Source organism: Metabacillus sp. KH_069 (genome assembly GCF_057838075.1).
This window is the reverse complement of record NZ_CM174460.1, coordinates 1,567,732-1,583,451: the sequence shown is the minus strand read 5'-3', so window position 1 is coordinate 1,583,451 and position 15,720 is coordinate 1,567,732. Positions and strand designations below refer to the sequence as shown.

General features: G+C 41.6%; 17 protein-coding genes, 1 other RNA gene and 1 riboswitch. Of the genes, 6 read left to right on the top strand and 12 right to left on the bottom strand.

The genetic code is table 11. The features are described 5' to 3' along the window. Positions 1-50: 50 nt before the first annotated feature. The gene (locus tag AC3ISE_RS07810; protein WP_489223753.1) at positions 51-557 is read left to right on the top strand and encodes a GNAT family N-acetyltransferase; all 507 of its coding nucleotides are present in this window, start codon (positions 51-53) and stop codon (positions 555-557) included. Between the two features lie 305 nt (positions 558-862). On the opposite strand, the gene AC3ISE_RS07805 is transcribed toward AC3ISE_RS07810, so the two are convergent. Next, the gene (locus AC3ISE_RS07805; RefSeq protein ID WP_489223752.1) at positions 863-1,660 is read right to left on the bottom strand and encodes a peptidoglycan-binding protein; all 798 of its coding nucleotides are present in this window, start codon (positions 1,658-1,660) and stop codon (positions 863-865) included. A gap of 218 nt (positions 1,661-1,878) precedes the next feature. Between AC3ISE_RS07805 and AC3ISE_RS07800 the strand changes: the two genes are divergently transcribed. After that, a complete protein-coding gene (locus tag AC3ISE_RS07800) occupies positions 1,879-2,553 on the top strand; it encodes an SOS response-associated peptidase (RefSeq protein WP_489223751.1) in 675 nt (224 codons plus the stop codon). 123 nt (positions 2,554-2,676) lie between these two features. Here the strand turns inward: AC3ISE_RS07800 and ssrS are convergent. Together ssrS and AC3ISE_RS07790 are read right to left on the bottom strand one after the other, a co-directional pair. Further along, positions 2,677-2,864: non-coding RNA, 6S RNA (ssrS, locus tag AC3ISE_RS07795), on the bottom strand. A gap of 84 nt (positions 2,865-2,948) precedes the next feature. Then, positions 2,949-3,275 (bottom strand): MGMT family protein, encoded by a 327-nt coding sequence (locus tag AC3ISE_RS07790; protein ID WP_489223750.1) that lies wholly within the window; start codon positions 3,273-3,275, stop codon positions 2,949-2,951. Positions 3,276-3,359: 84 nt separating this feature from the next. On the opposite strand from AC3ISE_RS07790, the gene AC3ISE_RS07785 reads away from it, so the two are divergent. After that, positions 3,360-3,584 (top strand): hypothetical protein, encoded by a 225-nt coding sequence (locus AC3ISE_RS07785; protein ID WP_489223749.1) that lies wholly within the window; start codon positions 3,360-3,362, stop codon positions 3,582-3,584. Positions 3,585-3,659: 75 nt separating this feature from the next. After that, on the top strand, positions 3,660-3,791 hold the full coding sequence (locus tag AC3ISE_RS07780) for a hypothetical protein (protein ID WP_263596909.1): 132 nt from the start codon (positions 3,660-3,662) through the stop codon (positions 3,789-3,791). 872 nt (positions 3,792-4,663) lie between these two features. Here the strand turns inward: AC3ISE_RS07780 and AC3ISE_RS07775 are convergent. From AC3ISE_RS07775 to queC, 5 genes are all read right to left on the bottom strand, one after another. After that, positions 4,664-4,864, bottom strand: a complete 201-nt coding sequence (locus tag AC3ISE_RS07775; protein WP_070876230.1) for a cold-shock protein — start codon at positions 4,862-4,864, stop codon at positions 4,664-4,666. 184 nt (positions 4,865-5,048) lie between these two features. Then, positions 5,049-5,546 (bottom strand): preQ(1) synthase, encoded by a 498-nt coding sequence (gene queF, locus AC3ISE_RS07770; RefSeq protein WP_489224290.1) that lies wholly within the window; start codon positions 5,544-5,546, stop codon positions 5,049-5,051. Between the two features lie 20 nt (positions 5,547-5,566). Continuing rightward, positions 5,567-6,295: a 7-carboxy-7-deazaguanine synthase QueE gene (gene queE / locus AC3ISE_RS07765; RefSeq protein WP_489223748.1), complete on the bottom strand. Its 729-nt coding sequence runs from the start codon at positions 6,293-6,295 to the stop codon at positions 5,567-5,569. After that, entirely contained in the window at positions 6,292-6,729 is a 438-nt protein-coding gene (queD, locus tag AC3ISE_RS07760; protein WP_489223747.1) for a 6-carboxytetrahydropterin synthase QueD, read from the bottom strand. Before queD ends, queE begins: the two co-directional genes overlap by 4 nt. After that, entirely contained in the window at positions 6,729-7,388 is a 660-nt protein-coding gene (queC, locus tag AC3ISE_RS07755; RefSeq protein ID WP_489223746.1) for a 7-cyano-7-deazaguanine synthase QueC, read from the bottom strand. Before queC ends, queD begins: the two co-directional genes overlap by 1 nt. A gap of 144 nt (positions 7,389-7,532) precedes the next feature. Continuing rightward, a riboswitch (PreQ1 riboswitch) is annotated at positions 7,533-7,577 on the bottom strand. Positions 7,578-7,670: 93 nt separating this feature from the next. On the opposite strand from queC, the gene AC3ISE_RS07750 reads away from it, so the two are divergent. Beyond that, on the top strand, positions 7,671-8,966 hold the full coding sequence (locus AC3ISE_RS07750; protein ID WP_489223745.1) for a DUF2254 domain-containing protein: 1,296 nt from the start codon (positions 7,671-7,673) through the stop codon (positions 8,964-8,966). Positions 8,967-9,096: 130 nt separating this feature from the next. Here the strand turns inward: AC3ISE_RS07750 and AC3ISE_RS07745 are convergent, their stop codons facing one another. The 3 genes from AC3ISE_RS07745 to AC3ISE_RS07735 form a co-directional block, all read right to left on the bottom strand. Then, on the bottom strand, positions 9,097-9,222 hold the full coding sequence (locus AC3ISE_RS07745) for a DUF6254 family protein (protein WP_223441513.1): 126 nt from the start codon (positions 9,220-9,222) through the stop codon (positions 9,097-9,099). A gap of 90 nt (positions 9,223-9,312) precedes the next feature. After that, a complete protein-coding gene (locus AC3ISE_RS07740) occupies positions 9,313-10,656 on the bottom strand; it encodes a hemolysin family protein (RefSeq protein WP_489223744.1) in 1,344 nt (447 codons plus the stop codon). A 258-nt stretch (positions 10,657-10,914) separates the two neighbouring features. After that, a complete protein-coding gene (locus AC3ISE_RS07735; protein ID WP_489223743.1) occupies positions 10,915-11,970 on the bottom strand; it encodes a YkvI family membrane protein in 1,056 nt (351 codons plus the stop codon). A gap of 916 nt (positions 11,971-12,886) precedes the next feature. Between AC3ISE_RS07735 and AC3ISE_RS07730 the strand changes: the two genes are divergently transcribed. Continuing rightward, positions 12,887-14,959, top strand: coding sequence for an ATP-dependent Clp protease ATP-binding subunit (locus AC3ISE_RS07730; RefSeq protein WP_489223742.1), 2,073 nt, complete (start codon positions 12,887-12,889; stop codon positions 14,957-14,959). Between the two features lie 26 nt (positions 14,960-14,985). Here the strand turns inward: AC3ISE_RS07730 and AC3ISE_RS07725 are convergent, their stop codons facing one another. Beyond that, positions 14,986-15,627, bottom strand: a complete 642-nt coding sequence (locus AC3ISE_RS07725) for a VOC family protein (protein ID WP_489223741.1) — start codon at positions 15,625-15,627, stop codon at positions 14,986-14,988. Positions 15,628-15,720 lie beyond the last annotated feature (93 nt).

The following is a 15,720-nucleotide window of genomic DNA, read 5'->3' as shown; positions in this document are numbered from 1 at the left end:
GACATCAAGCCCGGGTTAGACTTCTAGATCAAGGAAAAGAGGTGCCTCAAATGGAGTTTCGGCTGCTGACAGAAGAAGACACAGAACAGTACCGGGCACTGCGGCTGCAGGCCCTGAATGAGCTGCCTGCCAGCTTTGCTTCAAGCTATGAAACAGAAAAGAAAAAATCAATTGAAGAATTAATTCAGGAAATCACTCCTTCTGCATCCGCTTTTGTAATGGGCGCATTTGCTGAAGCAGAGCTCGCAGGGATCGCCGCGTTCAAACAGGAGAATCTTGAAAAAATGAAGCACCGCGGTCAAATACTGGGCATGTACATCTCTCCTGTCATGCGCGGCAAAGGATTAGGAAAAAAACTGCTGAGCTCTTTGATTGAACGAATAAGAGAAAATGCTGCCATTGAAAAAATCGATCTTGCGGTTGCTGTTGATAATCATAGCGCAAAAGCGCTGTATGAGTCATTGGGCTTTGTTCAGTTCGGCGAATACACAGAAGCGCTGAAGCTTGCGGATGGTTATGTAGATGAGGCATATATGTGTTTGGAGCTTCGACGGTGAATTGGCAGCTTTCTATCAGGAAAGTCTTGCTATGGGAGCAGACCAACCTTCGCGTGGGCAATTATATCGCATATGCTGACACACCTATTGATTGAATATAACGAGTTTATGAAATCAACTCGCAAAATCGGCTGTCCAATTTACAAGAACGAATCTCCAACTCGCGAGAATCCCGTTTTCATTCGCAGGAACAGCTAATCAATTCGCACAGCTCCAATTCAATTCCTTTATCAATCTGGTGCAATCCAATAAAAAAATCCGCTGCAGACAGCGGATTTCTCATTTTCTATGTAACTGAAAATCTATTATTGATATACTTTAATGTTGACTGATTTTCTGCCCCAATTGATGGCACTGCTTTGTCCGGCAATAAAGACATCAATTTTGTTGCCTGTAATGGCGCCGCCAATATCAGCTGCAATCGCTTTGCCGTAGCCTTCAACTTCTACGGTTGAGCCAATTGGAATCACATTCGGATCAACGGCAATCACTTTCGCTTCAGGGTATTTTTTCAAATCCACACCCATCTTCGTCACTCCGGAACAGCCATCGCATGAAGCCGTATAAGCTGTGCTTGTAACCGTTAACTCTTTTACAGTCCCTGAAACACTGCTTGATTTTTGATTTAGCTTACTAAAGGTTTGCGGTCCAGCGATACCATCACTTTTCAGTCCTCTTTGCTGCTGAAAATTGGCTACTGCACTTTTCGTGCCGTTTCCGTACATTCCATCAACAATACCAGTATATACTCCCCATTCTTTCAGCAGACGCTGAAGCTGGATGACTGGTTTTCCCATATCGCCATAGCGCAACACTTTAATTTTTTGATTCGTTTGCGGTCCAGCTATCCCATCAACCTGAATACGGCTCTTTTCCTGAAATTCTTTCACCGCTTCTTTTGTAATTGGACCATAATAGCCTGTCTCTTCAAAATATGGATACACACTTTTTGATAAAAGATGCTCCTGCAGTTCTTTCACATCTGAATGGCTCATTCCCTGTGAAAGCGTTCTGTCTCCCAGTGCCGCTTCCCCGCTCAGTGGAAAAATTACACTTACACTGAGTACAGATGCGCCAATTAAGCCCATTAGCTTTTTCCTCATATTGTCCCTCCTCAAGTATTAGTAATACATCACACTATACGTGAAAAAGATGGGAGTGTTGGTGTAATGAGGAAAAAACGAAGCGGAAGAACTAGAAAACTGCCATTTATTAGTCCATATTTCGACAAATTACTCATAAGTATTTAAAGCATCTTTTACTGACCTTGTTTATAGGGAACGATAACAGTATTATTTTACATAAAAAAAGGAGAATGCCCATGTGCGGAAGATACACTTTATTCGCAGAGTATGCAGATCTTGTAGACCGATTCCATATCGGCGCAGCCATTGACGAAGATGAATATGTATACAGCTACAACATTGCTCCTTCCCACGAGGTTTTGTCCGTGATTAATGATGGGACTCAAAATCGAATGGGGTTCTTAAAGTGGGGACTCATCCCTCCTTTTGCAAAGGATGAAAAATTCGGATATAAAACCATCAATGCGAGAGCAGAAACATTAGCGGATAAACCAAGCTTCAGACATGCTTTCAGAAAAAAAAGATGCCTTGTACTGGCAGATTCGTTCTATGAATGGAAACGGCAGGAAGGCGGGAAAACTCCGATGAGAATTAAAATGAAAACAGGTGAACCCTTCGGTATGGCTGGGTTATGGGAATCATGGAAATCGCCGAATGGCAAAACCATCTATTCCTGCACGGTTATCACAACCGAACCAAATGAACTGATGAGCTCCATTCACGACAGAATGCCGGTCATCCTGAAGCCTGAAGACGAAGCAAGATGGCTCGACCCCTCCCTTCATGATCCAGACGATCTGCGTCCGTTCTTAAAACCCTTCGACGAGACGCAAATGGAGGCGTTTGAAGTATCGTCTGAAGTAAATTCTCCTAAAAATAATGGAGTGCATTTGATTCGGAAGATTTGTTGAATAAAGTCGAACTTAAAGATTGGGGAAGAATAAGAAATTAAACTCCACTCAAGTAAAACAAAAAACAGCCAAACATCAAAAAAACCAGTTCCTGAGGTAGGAACTGGTTTTATATGTTTAAAGAAAGAAGCCACAATTGCCGTAACTTACGTAAGAAAGTTTTAAACCACCACTTCTCAAAGTGGGTGTTTGCAGCAGCTTTCCTGTCTTCCTCTGCAAATGGAGGCATGACATTTCAGATGCGATATAAAACTCCCTATTACAGCTTAAAGGTTAAAACTTAATTATCATTACGTACAATGCAGCTTGTAGTAGTATATTACATCATTATGCTGCAGCGGTCAACCGGAAAGATTCGTTATCCAAAGAAAACTCAAAAGCAGTTTTTGGCTCATTTACCAGTCCCCTTCTTGCATCCCGGGATCATAGATCCACCGCTCCAGATGCAGGTGATAATCACTGATAAAAGAAATGCCTTCATCTTCTAATAATTTTTTCTGCAGTCTGCCGGATTCTGTCCCCTTCATGCCGATTTCGCCTTTGGAATTGATAACACGATGCCATGGGAGCTGATGCTTTTCACTCATCGAATGAAGAATGCGGACAACCTGCCGCGCTCCTCTGGGCTGGCCCGCGCACCTGGCAACTTGTCCATATGTCATCACTTTGCCAGCAGGTATCGATTTTATAATAAATACCGCTCTTTGCGTAAAAGTCTCCATACTTAATCCCCCTGTCTACTGATTTTCTTATATGATAAACTAAACACAAAATACATTTCACTACAAACAGAGAGGGTGCTGATCATGGCGAAAAAAATCCAGATACCATCAAATCTCTTAACCCATCACTATATTCAGAACGAAGAGTCCGAAGTGAAGATTGTTACACCTGAATATGAACTGAATCCAGATGATTATTTTTCTGAAGAACTGTCAAAAGCTTTTAAAACAGAAGCGATGGAGCTTTTTTATTCATATGTACGCAAAGCAAACCGCACTGACGGCGAGAATGAATTTGAATTTAGGTAAAAGCATGTTGTCCCGCCTCGTTTCGAGTTATAATAGAACAAAGGTCGAATCTCTATGAAATAGGATGGTGACTATATGAAAAACCGTGACAAGCGTCAAAAACGCAAGCGTGACATGCTGAAGGATTATATTAAAAGCAGGTTAAAGAATTTAAAGCCAAAAACGAGCAAGTCACCCGTATCAAATCACCAATCAGGGCGTAAATAATAAATAATCATTTTTTATTAGGTTATCCTGCTTACCTGTGCTAAAATGAAAGCAACCATTTAACAAAGCTTGTAACATGATACCTCCCCCCGCTCAGAGTATTTGAGCGGGGGTTTTTATTGTTTCGGCGAGATGCCGCGGCACTTATCCATTAAACCTTCTACTTTATAAACCTTCGCTTTAGTTTGACCGCTTACTGCTCCTCATTCAACATCTTTGATTCCCCTATGCCAGGGAATTTGTAAGATTGTGGAAGCATTCGGGTCCTTTGATTCCTCTATTACCCGAAATGATCTCATTGGAGGAATCATTCCGACCCTTTGATTCCTCTATGCCCCGAAACTACCTCAATCGAGGAATCATTCCGACTCTTTGATTCCTCTATTACCCAAAATGATCTCAATGGAGGAAGCATTCCAACACTTTGATTCCACTATGCCAGGGAATTTGATCAATTGTGGAAGCATTCGGGTCCTTTGATTCCACTATTCTCCATAATTATCTCAATGAAGGAATCATTCCGCCCCTTTGATTCCTCTATGTCCCGAAATTACCTCAATCGAGGAATCATTCCGACCATTGATTCCTCTATGCCCCGAAATTACTTCAATGGAGGAATCATTCCAACCCTTTGATTCCTCTATTCCCCAAAATGATCTCAATGGAGGAATCATTCCAACCCTTTGATTCCTCTATTCCCCAAAATGATCTCAATTGTGGAATCATACACAAGTAGAATACATTCATGTAGTTTAGCCCATCGCAATGAATCAAATTGAACATTCTAAAGCGTTTACATCAAATGCAACTAAAAAAATACACACAAAAAAACAGCCTCTATAAAAGAGACTGTTTTATATGTCAGCTTAAAATTAAGCTTTTTGAACGTTAGTTGCTTGAGGTCCACGTTGACCTTGCTCTACGTCAAATGTAACTGCTTGGCCTTCGTCTAAAGATTTGAAACCTTCGCCTTGAATAGCTGAGAAATGAACGAATACGTCTTCTCCGCCTTCGCGCTCGATGAATCCGAATCCTTTTTCTGCGTTAAACCATTTTACTGTACCTTGTTCCATTGTTGTTGCCTCCTCGTATGCTTTAGCATACATTGTGTTACTATCCTTGCTCTCATTGATAACAAAAGGTGAAAAGTTTTAGCACTTGTTCTTTCCTTGCGTACCGAACAAAAATAATTCTTAATAAATATAACATGGATTATTTTAAAAAGCAAATTATGCTCGAAAATAATTTCGGTTTTTATCAGCGATTGTCGATTTTCTCCGGATACATATCATGATTCATCAAGCGGTGCTCTGCCATTTGTTCGTATTTTGTGCCTGGTTTTCCGTAGTTTGTATACGGGTCGATTGATATTCCGCCGCGCGGAGTGAACTTGCCCCATACTTCGATATATCTTGGGTCCATCAGTTCAATCAGATCGTTCATGATGATGTTCATGCAGTCTTCATGGAAGTCTCCGTGATTGCGGAAGCTGAATAAATAAAGCTTCAATGATTTGCTTTCCACCATTTTTTTATCAGGGATATAGCTGATATAAATAGTTGCAAAGTCAGGCTGTCCTGTTTTCGGACAGAGGCTTGTGAATTCCGGGCAATTAAACTTTACAAAGTAATCGCGGTTTTCGTGTTTGTTATCAAATGATTCTAAAATGTCAGGGCTGTATTCGAATAAATAATTTGTTCCCTGATTGCCAAGCAATGTTACCTCGGTTAATTCTGAATCTTGTCTTCCAGCCATAATCAGCCTTCCTTTCATAGTTAAACTCCTCTTTTGTTTCCCCATACAAGGGTGTGCAGCTGCGGCAGTACGCGCGCATTATTTAAACCTTCTTCTGATACAGCCCGGTCAATCAGCCACTCGTACCTTGTAAGCAAATGAGAAATTAACTTTCCATCATCCGGTTCGTGAACCAGATCATTTCCTACCTGTAGGTAAAATGGGATTTCCGGGAATTTCAGGTGTACTATTTTTGCAAACTCCAGATCCTGCTCATCAAAGACAACTACTTTTAAACTTGCATGATACAGACGGTTTTTTTCCGTTAAATAGAAAATAATTTCATCTAATTTAGTGAAGTCTGTGTTCATGCCTGAGCTTGGCGGCTTTGGAGAAATCGTTAAATCATCAATTTGATCAAACCAGGGCTGCAGACGGCTGCCCTGTGTTTCAATCGCCACTTTTACGTTCTTTTCGTGAAGAAGATCAATCAGTTCATTCAGGTTCCCAAGTAAAGCTGGATTACCTCCTGAAATGGTCACGTGTGAAAAATGGCTTCCGCCAAGTTCGAACAGCTCTGTCCAAATTTCTTCGGCTGTTAGGTGTCTAATATCGTCTTTAGCTGATCCATCCCATGTGAAAGCAGAGTCACACCAGCTGCAGGAATAATCACATCCTGCTGTACGGACAAACATTGTTTTTTGGCCGATGACCATCCCTTCACCCTGAATCGTCGGACCGAAGATTTCTAAAACAGGAAACTTCTTCATCCGTTTTTCACCTGCTTGGGACGGTACATCACATAGCTTGTTGGTGTTTCGCGGACAAATACACCGACACATTTGGGTTTGTGTCCAAGTGTATCCAAATGCTGCTGAATGATTTCATAAATCGTGCGTGCCACTACTTCAGTAGTAGGGAATTTATTTGGATCTTTGTCATCAAATACTTCATTTTCATTGAGAATCGTATGGTCAAAGCGGTCGTGCACAAGCTGCTTGATATGGGCAAAATTGATAAGGAACCCTGATTGGTCAAGTTCATCGCCTGCAACCGTTACATTTATAAAATACGTATGACCGTGAAGACGGCGGCATTTGCCCGCTTCATCATTCGGCACATAGTGAGCTGCAGATATCTGCATATCTTTGTTCAGCTCATAAGAGTACGGGTGGAGAGTTTGCGGATACATTTGCTGAAGCATTACGCCTCTCCTCCTTTTGCGCCCAAATACTCATCAAGGCCTTTTTTCCTCAAGTGACATGCTGGACATTCTCCGCAGCCTTCTGCGATAATACCGTTGTAGCATGTTAGCGTTTTTTCTTTTACATAGTCGAGTGCACCTAGTTCATCTGCAAGCTTCCAAGTTTCCGCTTTATCGATCCACATAAGCGGTGTATGAATGACAAATTGATCATCCATCGCTAAATTGATGGTGACGTTGCAAGATTTCACGAACACATCGCGGCAATCCGGATATCCGCTGAAATCTGTTTCGCAGACTCCTGTTACGATATGTTTAGCTCCGATTTGTTTTGCAAGGACAGAAGCAAACGTCAGGAAAAGCAGATTTCTGCCTGGAACGAAGGTTGAAGGAAGTTCGCCTTCCTTATGTTCAATTTCAATATCATCTCTTGTAAGGGCATTAGGTGCAAGCTGATTTAAGAGCGACATATCCAAAAGGTGGTGCCTTACTCCAAGATCATCTGCAATCGCTTCAGCCACTTCTATTTCAAGCTTGTGGCGCTGATTATAATTAAATGTAACCACTTCAACTTCTTTAAATTGCTTCATGGCCCAGAATAAGCATGTCGTGCTGTCCTGGCCGCCGCTGAAGACAACGAGCGCTTTATCATTTTTCATCTATATGTCCTCCTCATTCGAAGAGAGCATTCTTTCACAACCCCGATTTAAAAATCGGCATAAGAAAAGACACCCTGAACTTTTTCAGAAGTGTCTAGCATGTAAAATCCCCAACTAAAAAACTATACCTCACTTGGATACAGTTCATACTTAGTTTTTTATAGAGGGTTGTGCTAGAACCTCTCCCGCACAAACTGCGCGGAATTTATCAATATTTTTACCGTTCATACTATACCACGAACGGCCAGACACTTCAATCTATTTTATACAGGGGGACAGATCATGCCTATTAAACCGATTCTCGTCAAAGTGAAATCGAATTTTTGGATCACACCGGCCATCTACGCCGTTCTTTTTTTCATTCTTGCAGTACTGAGTATGACAGGAGACAGATATCTTGCAGAAAACGGTTATTTCAAGCATATTCCATCTGTCTTTTTAACAGATAAGGAACTTGCTCATACCATTCTCAGCGCTACTTCGACTTCGCTTTTAACGATGACGACGATTACGTTTTCATCTGTGCTTGTCGTACTGACAACGTTCCTGGCTAATTTTTCGCCGCGGACGATGCACAATTTCAACTCAGATTCAAAAATCCAGCGGGTGCTTGGAGTTTTTATCGGGGGCTATATTTATTCCCTCGTCCTGCTTAATCAAGTGAGGGAAAATGAAACAAGCAACGATTTTATCGTCCCGACCCTGGCGATTATCGTCGCCTTTATATGTGTTGGTATGTTCGTTTTTCTCATCCACCATATGACCGAATGGATAAAAGTCGGCAATGTGATCTCCAATATCACAAAAGAAACCCTTTCTTCTATAGAAGATAAAAAAAGAACAGACGATCCAGAAGAAGATTTCTCATTAGATAAAGAAAAAACAGTTGAAGTAAAAAGCAGGTATGAAGGCTACATTCAGGATATCGCCCTTTCAGAACTGATTGACTTTGCGGAAAAAGAGCAGCTTGTCATCTCGTTTACAAAAGATCAGGGGGATTATGTCGATGTGGATACACCTTTGCTGCTGGTCTCATCAGAAAGTGAGCCTTTAGATGAGGATGAAATTCTTAAATTTATTACCTTTAACACAGATCATGAGTCCAAGCATGATATTGAGTTCGGCATCCAAAAAATTGCGGAGATTGCGCTTAGAGGCATTGCTCCAGGGAAAAATGATCCTGAGACTGCGATTGCATGTATGGAACACCTGGCCCAGATTTTGACGAAGATCGGAAAAAATCATTCCCCTTCGCCTTACCATCGCGACAGCAAAAATCAAATCAGGATTGTTCTGCCTAAACCAACATTCACCGACTACTTATATGAAAGTTTTTATCAGATCCGTCACTACGGAAAAGAGGATGTATCGGTTATGGCTTCTGTACTGAAAGCATTAATTTTGGTAGCTGAAACGAACCGGAATGAAATAAAACAAGAGGTTTGGGATTTTTCCGCCTACATTTATGAAGGAATTAAACAGCAGGATTGGCTCAGCCTTGATAAAACCATGTTAAATAAACAGCTGAAAAAGCTTGCGAACGCATGCGGCAGAGAAAAAACAGAACGGATATTGTAAGAAAAGCGCAGGCGCCCGGTTAGCTCCTCGGCCAGAACGGATCCGCTAGACATCGAAGCGCTAAATTTTATACTTCCATTTAGTAAGCGAAAAGAAGGAATCCGCAACATTCGGATTCCTTTTTTTCGGCCTATTTTTTATTATTTTGAGTGCCTTCCTGCTCGAGTTCTTTAAAAGACTTTACTTTGCCGTGCTCATTTTGTGATTCTTTGCGGATGTCCCATTGTCTCTGTTTTTGGCCTTTTGATTGAGTCATATTAACGGTCTCCTTTAATTATGAGATTCAGGCTTATTTTATCCTCAGACGCAGATTTTTACGCAAAAAAAAGATGCTGGAAAAAGCATCTCATTGTGTAGCAGCAATTCCTTTCTGAAGAAGCGGGGAACTATCCTCCTTTTTTTTTCGGGTCATTTCGAGATAGCGGATATGGTGGTTTTCCATGTCCTTCACTTTAAATGTAAAGGATCCGAATTCAACCCGTTCCCCTTTTTTTATATCGTATTTCTCAGTCAGCAGCCATCCGCCGATTGTATCTACATCTGTGTCTTCCATTTCAAGTCCGAATAAATCGTTCAGTTCGCTTATTAATACCTTTCCATCGATCACATATTGATCATCCGTGATTTTTTGGACAAGCGGCACTTCATCAGCATCAAATTCATCCCTGATTTCGCCTACGATTTCCTCTAATATATCTTCAACTGTTACAAGTCCTGCGGTACCTCCGTATTCATCAATCAGAATGGCCATATGAATGTGCTCTTTTTGCATTTTAAGCAGAAGTTCTTGAATCGGCACGGAATCGATTACTTGAATAACAGGCCTAATATACGTTTTCAATGAAAAATGATCGCTTTGTTTTGATTGAAATAAGTCCGTAAAAATTTCTTTTATATTCACCATTCCGATAATATGGTCTTTATCACCGTCAACAACGGGATATCTTGTATATTTTTCACTTTTGATGATCTTCAAATGCGACTGCAGCGTCTCTTCAATATCAAGTGAGACGATTTGCGTGCGGGGCACCATAATTTCTTTCGCTATGCGGTCATCAAATTTAAAGATTTTATTCACATATTTGTATTCAGATTGATTGATCTCTCCGCTCTCATAGCTTTCAGACAGGAGAATTCTTAGTTCTTCCTCACTGTGTGCGAGCTCATGCTCTGAGACCTGCTTCATTCCCAGAAAGCTCGTCAGGAGCCGTGCAGAGCCATTTAATACCCAAATGATTGGGTACATGAGACGGTAAAAAGCCATTAACGGCTTTGAAAAGGTAAGCGTAATGCGCTCCGCTTTTTGAATCGCTACTGTTTTGGGCGCAAGCTCCCCCACAACTACGTGCAGAAATGTGATGATGGCAAAAGCAATGGCAACTGACAAAAATTGAACACCTGAACTCGGCATGTCAAACCTTTCAAAAACAGGATGCAGCAGTCTTCCAATTGCCGGTTCCCCAAGCCACCCGAGCCCGAGTGCTGTAATGGTGATCCCAAGCTGGCAGGCTGATAAATATTCATCCAGGTTATCTGTTACTTTTTTAGCTGATATAGCCTGTTTATTTCCTTCTTCAATCAGCTGATTAATGCGGGAACTTCGAATTTTTACAATTGCGAACTCCGATGCTACAAAAAAAGCAGTGGCAGCAATTAAAATCGCAATAATGAACAAATTCACTATGTCCAAATAAATTCCCTCTTCCGCCAAAGACGAAAAAGGAGTCACCTCCTGAAAAATTTCAATCTATTAGGCATACGATGGTGCAAAACCTCCTATGAAAAGTTAATACCCCATCTCATCACCTCTTTAGAAGATATAAAAAATTCAGATAATATTAAAAACATCATAATATGAACAACTTCAGCAGTCAAACAGGAAATATGCCAGTTTTCTTCATAATTATGATGATAATCAAGCCTTTATGTTTAAATTGTTTGATTATTCTTACTTTTTCATCGTTTTATTATGATCAGAATGAGGGGTTTTCCGGACCATCATTAACACCAGAAAGATGATGCTCATATAGCCAAAGATCGGATAGAGAAAGGCAATCAGAGAACTGTAGCCAATTTGACTGACAAAAAAAGCACCGCTCAGCAGGATGAGGATAATGATCATCCTCGGTATTGGAATCACCCGCACCAAATGGCGTTCAAGACCAAATAAATTACCGATGACTGACGTGAAAACTTCCCCGTAAATGACCATTATATATATGAAGAAGAAGGAAAAAACAGAGGCTTTCATCACTTCAGCCATTGGGATATCGTACGTAATCACATCAGGAAGCGTAGACAGAGCAAAATGGCTGCTGAGCAATATAAACGTGAGGGTTGCCCCGCCAACAATTCCTCCCCACTTCACTACACTCTCATCTTCAATCTCCTGAGCAAGGGGAACCAATACGGCCTCTGCCATCGCAAGATTAAAAGCCGCATAGGAAATCGCTGAAATGATCCATTTAAATGATGGAGCATGGTGCAGCTGAACAGATGAAAACGAATGGGCATCAAAAGATGATGCCGCCACAAGCACACTGAAGAGAATTAAAAGCGGCACGACAATAATATTAACGCTAAACAGGCCTTTGGAGCCGAATGACATGGCGATCATCGTCAGCACTATGGTCAGAATCACACCAAACTGCCTTGAATATTCGAGCTGCTCCTCAAAAATTGCCCCGGCACCAGACAGCATAACGGATGTTACACCGAATAAAACAATCAGCATAAAGAGATTAATAATAAATCCAAACGACTTTCCAAATAGAAACAGATTAAAATCCTGGTACGATTTTGCCCCGATCCGCTTTGAAATGATCATCATCTTTGCACCAAGATGCATAAAAAAATACCCGCATATTAAAATACCGAGTATGCCAAACAGGCCATACTGCGTAAAAAATTCTACAATCTCCCGTCCAGTTGCAAAGCCAGCCCCGACAACCGTTCCGACATATACAGCTGCGATTTGAACAACCTGAAACCATCGATTCTTCATCTTCTACCCCCGTTACGATGAATGCGTTAGCTGAACTCTTACCATGTATATGAGACAAGGTGTTAAGAAAGAAGTACAACCTGAATGCGGTTCAGTCGGGTTTGCAGAAGCCATCAATAATTGCCGCATATGCGATTTTGATGCACTTACCTCGTGTTGGAGCCTATAGTAAGTGCTGCATTCGCGGTTTTAAAGCACTTACCTCGTGTTGGAGCTTATAGTAAGTGTTGCATATACGGTTTTAGAGCACTTACCTCGTGTTGGTGCCTATAGTAAGTGCTGCATATATGGTTTTAAAGCACTTACCTCGTGTTGGAGCTTATAGTAAGTGCTGCATTTGCGGTTTGAAACACTTACCTCGTGTTGGAGCTTATAGTAAGTGTTGCATATACGGTTTTAGAGCACTTACCTCGTGTTGGTGCCTATAGTAAGTGCTGCATATATGGTTTTAAAGCACTTACCTCGTGTTGGAGCTTATAGTAAGTGCTGCATATATGGTTTTGAAGCACTTACATCGTGTTAAAGCCTACAGTAAGTGCTGCATATATGGTTTTAAAGCACTTACTTCGTGACGGAGGCTATAGTAAGTGCTGCATTCGCGCTTTTGAAGCACTTCCTTCGTGACGAAGCCCACATTTAGTGCGGCAATCTTGGTTATGGTGCACTTATCCAGTGTCGGAGCCCAGATAATGTGCTGCCTATGCGGTTTTGAACTTTTCAGCCCTGATCTTAGCGTTGAAGCAAATCAGATTAACACCTGGTGAATAGGTAACTTGAAAATTTTTAAGCAAAATACTTGAAAGTCAAATAAGGTCAAACTATAATATGAATCAAGATCATCCAATGAGGTGATTTTTTAACAACTTAATTAGTCAAAGATAGTCAAAGTCAAATTATCTATCAGGAGGTTTTCACTATGCTATGTCAACATTGTCAAGCTAAGAAAGCATCTGTTCATTTAACTCTTCAAATTAATCAGGAGCGTCACCAAGTAATGATTTGCTCTGATTGTTATGCACGTTATAGAAGCTCTGTTCCAAGCGGAGGATTTGGTCCAGTGCCTCCATCACAGCCGTTGCAGCAAGGAAATGCGGAAGGTCAAATCCAAAAACAAGGCAGCGGCGGTCTGCTTGACCAGCTTGGCCGCAACTTAACGCAGGCGGCAAAAGCCGGAGTCATTGATCCTGTTATCGGCAGAGATGCAGAGGTCGAACGATTAATTGAAATTCTGAACAGAAGAAACAAAAATAACCCCGTTCTAATCGGTGAACCAGGTGTCGGTAAAACAGCTGTAGTTGAGGGCTTCGCCCTTAAGATTGCAGAAGGCGATGTGCCTGCCAAGCTGAAAAACAAGGAAGTTTACTTGCTTGATGTGGCTTCGCTTGTTGCAAACACAGGCATACGCGGTCAATTCGAAGAAAGAATGAAGCAATTGATTACTGAGCTTCAGCAAAAGAAAAACATTATCCTATTTATCGATGAAATTCATCTTCTCGTTGGCGCAGGTTCAGCTGAAGGGTCAATGGATGCCGGCAATATTTTAAAACCTGCCCTTGCACGCGGCGAGCTGCAGGTTGTCGGGGCGACGACGCTAAAAGAGTACCGCCAAATTGAGAAAGATGCAGCGCTTGAACGCAGATTCCAGCCTGTCATGGTGTCTGAACCATCACTTGAAAAAGCCGTTGAAATCTTAAAAGGCATTCAGGATAAATATGAAAAATACCATGAGGTGACATACACCGAAGAAGCCATTAAAGCGACTGTCACATTGTCAAACCGCTACATTCAGGACCGTTTCTTGCCTGATAAAGCGATTGACCTGCTGGATGAAGCCGGTTCGAAAAAGAACCTTCAAGCAGGCGGCGGCGAAGACATCAGCGGACAGTTAGCTGAAATTGCCAGAAAAAAAGCTCAGGCTACAAAGGAAGAAAATTACGAGCTTGCTGCAAAATTGCGCGATGAAGAGGTCAAGCTTGAGAAAATGCAGACACCTGTCAAAGCTGTAGTCGATCTTGCAGATATTCAGGCAATCATTGAAAAGAAAACAGGCATTCCAGTCGGCAAGCTGCAGGAAAATGAGCAGGCTCAAATGAAGAACCTTGAGACCAAGCTTTCAGGAAAAGTAATCGGCCAGGACGACGCTGTTAAAAAAGTAGCCAAAGCGATCCGCCGCAGCCGTGCGGGATTGAAATCAAAAGAACGGCCAATTGGATCCTTCCTGTTTGTCGGCCCAACAGGTGTAGGTAAAACAGAGCTGACGAAAACACTTGCGTCTGAACTGTTTGGTTCACGCGACTCACTTATCCGTCTTGATATGAGTGAGTACATGGAGAAGCATTCGATCTCTAAAATCATTGGGTCCCCTCCCGGCTACGTTGGCCATGAGGAAGCTGGACAATTATCCGAAAAAGTCCGCCGGAACCCTTATAGCATTATCCTGCTTGATGAAATTGAAAAAGCACATCCTGATGTGCAGCACATGTTCCTTCAAGTGATGGAAGATGGCAGATTGACAGACAGTCAGGGCCGAACTGTCAGCTTTAAAGATACTGTCATTATCATGACGAGCAACGCCGGCATCGGCCACAAGAAAGTCACAGTCGGATTTGGAAGCAATGAAGCCTTAAACGAAAGTTCTTTATTAGATTCACTCGGATCATTCTTTAAACCGGAGTTTCTGAACCGTTTTGACAGCATCATTGAATTCAAATCACTTGAAAAAACGCATCTGCTTGAAATCGTCGACATTATGCTTGATGATTTGAAAGCAACATTGGCTGAGCAGAAAATAACGCTAAGCATCACAGATGATGCAAAAGAAAAAATCGCTGAACTCGGATATCACCCTGCATTCGGCGCACGTCCGCTCCGCAGAGTGATCCAAGAGCATGTAGAAGATTCTATTGCTGACGTCCTGCTTGACGGCAATGAGATGGCCGAACTTGTAGTAAAGCTTTCAAATGATAAGATTTCTGTAGAAGCTAAATAAAATGGAAAAGAGTGCTGCCCCAAGGATCAGCACTCTTTTTTTGCACTAATTTTATATGGATAAACAGGATGGCTGTACGCAAACTCTGCCTTATCCTCGACTTCAAGAACAATCGGATGAATCTCCGAACCTCTTTGTGTCGGGTACCAATGCCTGCCTTCTTTCACCACCACGACAGAACCGTCACCATTTCCGTGAAAAGCGAACAAATCAGATTCACACTCAAACTGATTCGCTAAAAAAGCCAATTCCCTCCGCATATGTTCAACGTTGTCACACGGCAGGCCGACTTCCACAATGTCATGCCATTCTAATAGAAGATCCGGGACCTCCTCCTTTCTTTCAAGCATTTCAAGCACATTGCCTTCCGGATCATGAAAATACGCCTGCTTTCCTTTCCAGTACAGGCTTACTGCCCCATCTTCGCCGGGCAGCAGCAGACTCTCCAATTCCTGAAACATGACATCAAAAAAAGATTCATTCGTTCTAAAGCATAAATGATAATAGGACCGATTCTCAGCTTTAATAAAGGTTAATCTGCTTAAACCTGCTTTTACAGTAAAACGATCCCTTTTATCTTCTATCAATCTCATTTTCAGCATATCGGTGTAGAATGTTTTCATTTCTTCAAGATGTTTGCACTCTAATATTACATGCACAAATTTCATTTTCAATTCTCCTCTCTTTTCTTCATTTTAATAGAAGAGCTTTGTTTTGAATTCAGCCTTTATAAGGATGATTTATACATCTTACCTACGAAA